This window comes from Francisella sp. 19X1-34, from assembly GCF_041102755.1.
Lineage (GTDB): Bacteria > Pseudomonadota > Gammaproteobacteria > Francisellales > Francisellaceae > Francisella.
In genome coordinates this window covers 1-4,132 of the sequence record NZ_JBGCTX010000104.1, presented here as the reverse complement: position 1 = coordinate 4,132, position 4,132 = coordinate 1, and the positions used below count along the sequence as shown (strand labels likewise).

The window sequence follows — 4,132 nt, the reverse complement described above, 5'->3', positions numbered from 1 at the left end:
CATATATAGGAATGATTAAATTAGCTTGTACTTTTATTTGGCTTCGATGAAAATTTATTTTTGTGCACAGAGCCTACATAATTCACAAAAACTATATCAAACCTAATATAAACTCTTTATTAAGCAATGAGTATATAATCGTATAATAATTGCAACTGAGTGTAGTCACTGTTATTCTAGAAGCAAATAAAATTGACTTAAATTTATTATGTCTCAGCCTGAAATTAAATATTTAAAAGACTATAAACCAAGTAATTATCTTATAAATGAGACGCATCTAACATTTAATCTAGATGAGTCAAAAACAGTTGTAACAGCTGATTTACATATTAGTAAAAATCCTGCTAATAATGACAGTAATTCGTTAATTTTAGATGGTGAAGATTTAAAACTACTATCAATAAAAATAGATAATAAGGATTTATCAGACTCTGATTTTGATATAAATAATAATCAGTTAACTATCCATAAAGCTCCTGAAAACTTTATATTAAATACTGTAGTTGAGATCAATCCATCTGCGAATACTTCTTTAGAGGGGTTATATAAGTCTGGAGAGGTGTTTTGTACGCAGTGTGAGGCAACTGGTTTTAGAAAAATTACATATTATTTAGATAGACCTGATGTGATGTCTTCTTATACTGTCAAAATTATTGCTAATAAACAAAAATATCCTGTTATTTTATCTAATGGAGATAAAATTGATTCTGGAGATATTTCAGATACTTTACATTTTGCGACATGGAAAGATCCTTTTAAGAAGCCTTGCTATCTATTTGCACTTGTTGCGGGTGATTTAGCAAGTATAAAAGATACTTTTACTACTAAATCAGATCGTAAGGTTAATCTTGAGATCTATGCATTTAAACAAGATATTGAAAAATGTCATTATGCTATGCAAGCTGTAAAAGATTCAATGAAGTGGGATGAAGAGAGATTTAACCTAGAATATGATCTTGATACCTTTATGATTGTTGCTGTACCTGATTTTAATGCTGGAGCAATGGAAAATAAAGGTTTAAATATATTTAATACCAAATATATTATGGCTAGTGATAAAACAGCTACAGATAAAGATTTTGAGCTAGTTCAAAGTGTTGTAGGACATGAATATTTTCATAACTGGACGGGTGATAGAGTTACATGTCGTGATTGGTTTCAACTAAGTTTAAAAGAGGGTCTAACTGTATTTAGAGATGAAGAGTTTACTTCAGATTTAAACTCAAGAGATGTTAAACGTATAGATGATGTACGTATTATTAGAAGTGCTCAATTTGCAGAAGATGCTAGTCCAATGTCGCACCCTATTCGTCCTGAGTCGTACATTGAGATGAATAACTTCTATACTGTAACGGTTTATAATAAAGGTGCAGAAATAATACGTATGATTCATACCCTACTAGGTGAAGAAGGCTTCCAAAAAGGTATGAAACTATATTTTGAAAGACATGATGGACAGGCTGTTACTTGTGATGATTTTGTGAATGCTATGGCAGATGCTAACAATCGTGATTTTAGCTTGTTTAAAAGATGGTATAGTCAGTCCGGTACTCCAAATATAAAAGTTAGCGAGAATTATGACACTCAAAGTCAAACTTATAGCTTAACACTAGAGCAAGCTACTCAACCAACTGCAGATCAAAAAGAGAAACAAGCCCTTCATATACCTGTTAAAATGGGCCTTATTACTCCAGAAGGTGAAAATATTGCAGAGCAAGTTATTGAGCTAAAAGAGCAAAAACAGACTTACACTTTTGAGAATATTTTAGTAAAACCAGTAGTTTCATTGTTTAGAGACTTTTCGGCACCTGTCAAGGTTGAGCATAAGCGTACTGAAAGTGAACTATTGCATATTGTCAAATATGATAATAATGCCTTTAATCGTTGGGATTCTTTACAGCAGTTAGCTACAAATATGATTTTAACTAATTCTGATGTAAGCGATGAGTTCTTGAATGCTTTTAAATCAATTTTAAATGATAAAGAATTAGATAAAGCATTAATAAGTAATGCTCTACTAATACCAAATGAATCTACAATTGCTCAGGCAATGCCTGTGATTGCGGTTGATGATATTGTCTTATCACGCAAAAAAGTTGTAAACCAGCTAGCAGATAAACTAAAAAATGACTGGTTAGCTATATATCAAGAATGTAATGATAATAAGCCATATAGTTTATCAGCTGAGCAAATAGCAAAAAGAAAGCTAAAAAGTGTATGTTTAAGTTATCTAATGAATGCTAGTGACCAAAGCCAAGGTACTAAGTTAGCGCAACAATTATTTGATAATGCAGATAATATGACTGATCAACAGACAGCTTTTTCGGCACTTCTAAAGTCTGATGATAAACAAGTTCGTGATAATACTATTAATGAGTTTTATAACCGTTGGAAGCATGAGGATTTAGTTGTAAATAAATGGCTAGTATCTCAATCTCAAATATCTCATGAGTCAGCTTTAGATATAGTTAAAGGCTTAGTTAGTCATCCTGCGTATAATTCTAAAAATCCTAATAAAGTTTATTCACTTATTGGTGGATTTGGAGCTAATTTCTCACAATATCATCGTAAAGATGGCTTAGGATATGCTTTTATGGCTGATATGGTTCTAGAACTTGACAAAACTAACCACCAAGTTGCAGCTAGAATGGCTCGTAGTTTAATGAGTTGGAAGCGTTATGACTCTGATAGACAAGCTCTTATGAAAAAAGAACTTGAAAGAATCAAAGCATCAAATCCTAGTAAAAATGTTTTTGAAATTGTTAGTAAGAGTTTGGAGTTGTAGTTTTTTGTATATCTATTATAAGTCTATTTTTATAAAATAAAAAACAGTATGACTTAACATCTATAGTCATTCCCACGTAGGCGGGAATCTCTCAAGTAACCAAGAAATCCCCGTGTCAAGCACGAGGATGACGAGGGTTTTCTATGGTATTTTTTTACTTATAAGATAGGAGTATTATTAAATAAACAGTTTTAAATATTCTTTAAGTAATTTTTTTTATTTTAAAGAATATTCAAAAAACTTAATATTTTATTATAAGTTCTTTATGGACCATATTAAAAGAGTATTATAATAATGTATATTTTTGGATACATTAGAGTTTACGCCAATCGTAACCAGCGCATTTGTAGTGAACGCAGCGAACGAAAAAAGCGTCTGAGTTTATTGTCTTGTTAGGGATAATTTACATCTGTTTTCAATGCCTGCGATACGTAGTTTATTAACGATATAGCCTTGAGGCTATTTACTTTGTTTCCATAATCTAGAAACTCTCCATGTAATACCGTATGCCTATTAAGTAAATTAAACCCTTCTTCTCGCTCATGCTCAGATGCACCTATTGGAGTACTTTCTGCCAACGGACTTAGTAGTGCTGCTTTATATGTATCCGCTGCGATTTGCTCGACATATTTTGCTGTTCGAGGTTTCGGCGGCAGCTCTTTAAAAGAACGCTGCAATTCCTCAAAGGCAGGACTAATGATGCCACGGAGAGACTTTTGATATTGTTGTATTTGTTTTGTAAAAGGACTTAAGTCAGGCAGATTATAGTTTGGTAGTTTTATACTTTCGAACTTCTTCTCCAGTCTCCTTTGCTCTTCAAGAAAGGGTTCTAATGGTGACTTAAGTGCTTTCTGTAACTCAAGAGTTGGACGTATGGCTTTTTTTATAGCCCTCTGCGCTTTAAGTACTGGCTCTAATTGCCCTTGAAGTCGATCAGATATTTGCTTCCATTGTTTGAAATGTTTTTCTAGAGCATCCATAGCGTTTCTATTCATTGCTTTGGAACCTTTTTATCCCTAACGCCCACATAAACGGCGCACGGCTCTTTGCACATCCTGCGACCGATAGGGAACGAATTTAATGTGCTTGTTATATGCTTGCACCGTTGCCACCAAACCGTACACCACCCATTTGAGAATGGCTTTTACTCGCCACGCAAAAAGTATTGATCTCGTAGCCGTGCATAGTGCACTAATTATTTTTAGCCAAGTAGTAATATTATCTGGAAATATCACTCGAATTCCTTTTGCGTATAACAATTGCTCATATATTAATTAACCTCAGTTCGGAATTAAAAGCATTGTAAATTAAGGGTTTAGTAGTGTTTTTAGGTTAAAATAAGCGAAA

Annotated in this window: 2 protein-coding genes; one reads left to right on the top strand and one right to left on the bottom strand. The window is 32.9% G+C overall.

What is annotated here, in order from left to right; translation table 11 throughout:
- The first annotated feature begins 208 nt into the window (after positions 1-208).
- Positions 209-2,785: an aminopeptidase N gene (gene pepN, locus AB8E56_RS11200; protein ID WP_329481133.1), complete on the top strand. Its 2,577-nt coding sequence runs from the start codon at positions 209-211 to the stop codon at positions 2,783-2,785.
- 392 nt (positions 2,786-3,177) lie between these two features.
- Here pepN and AB8E56_RS11195 read toward each other — a convergent pair whose 3' ends face one another.
- Positions 3,178-3,780, bottom strand: a complete 603-nt coding sequence (locus AB8E56_RS11195; protein WP_329481131.1) for a hypothetical protein — start codon at positions 3,778-3,780, stop codon at positions 3,178-3,180.
- Positions 3,781-4,132: the final 352 nt, after the last annotated feature.

Coding starts and splice junctions, on each gene's coding strand:
- pepN (WP_329481133.1), top strand. CDS start 209: ATGTCTCAGCCTGAAATTAAATATTTAAAAGACTATAAACCAAGTAAT.
- AB8E56_RS11195 (WP_329481131.1), bottom strand. CDS start 3,780: ATGAATAGAAACGCTATGGATGCTCTAGAAAAACATTTCAAACAATGG.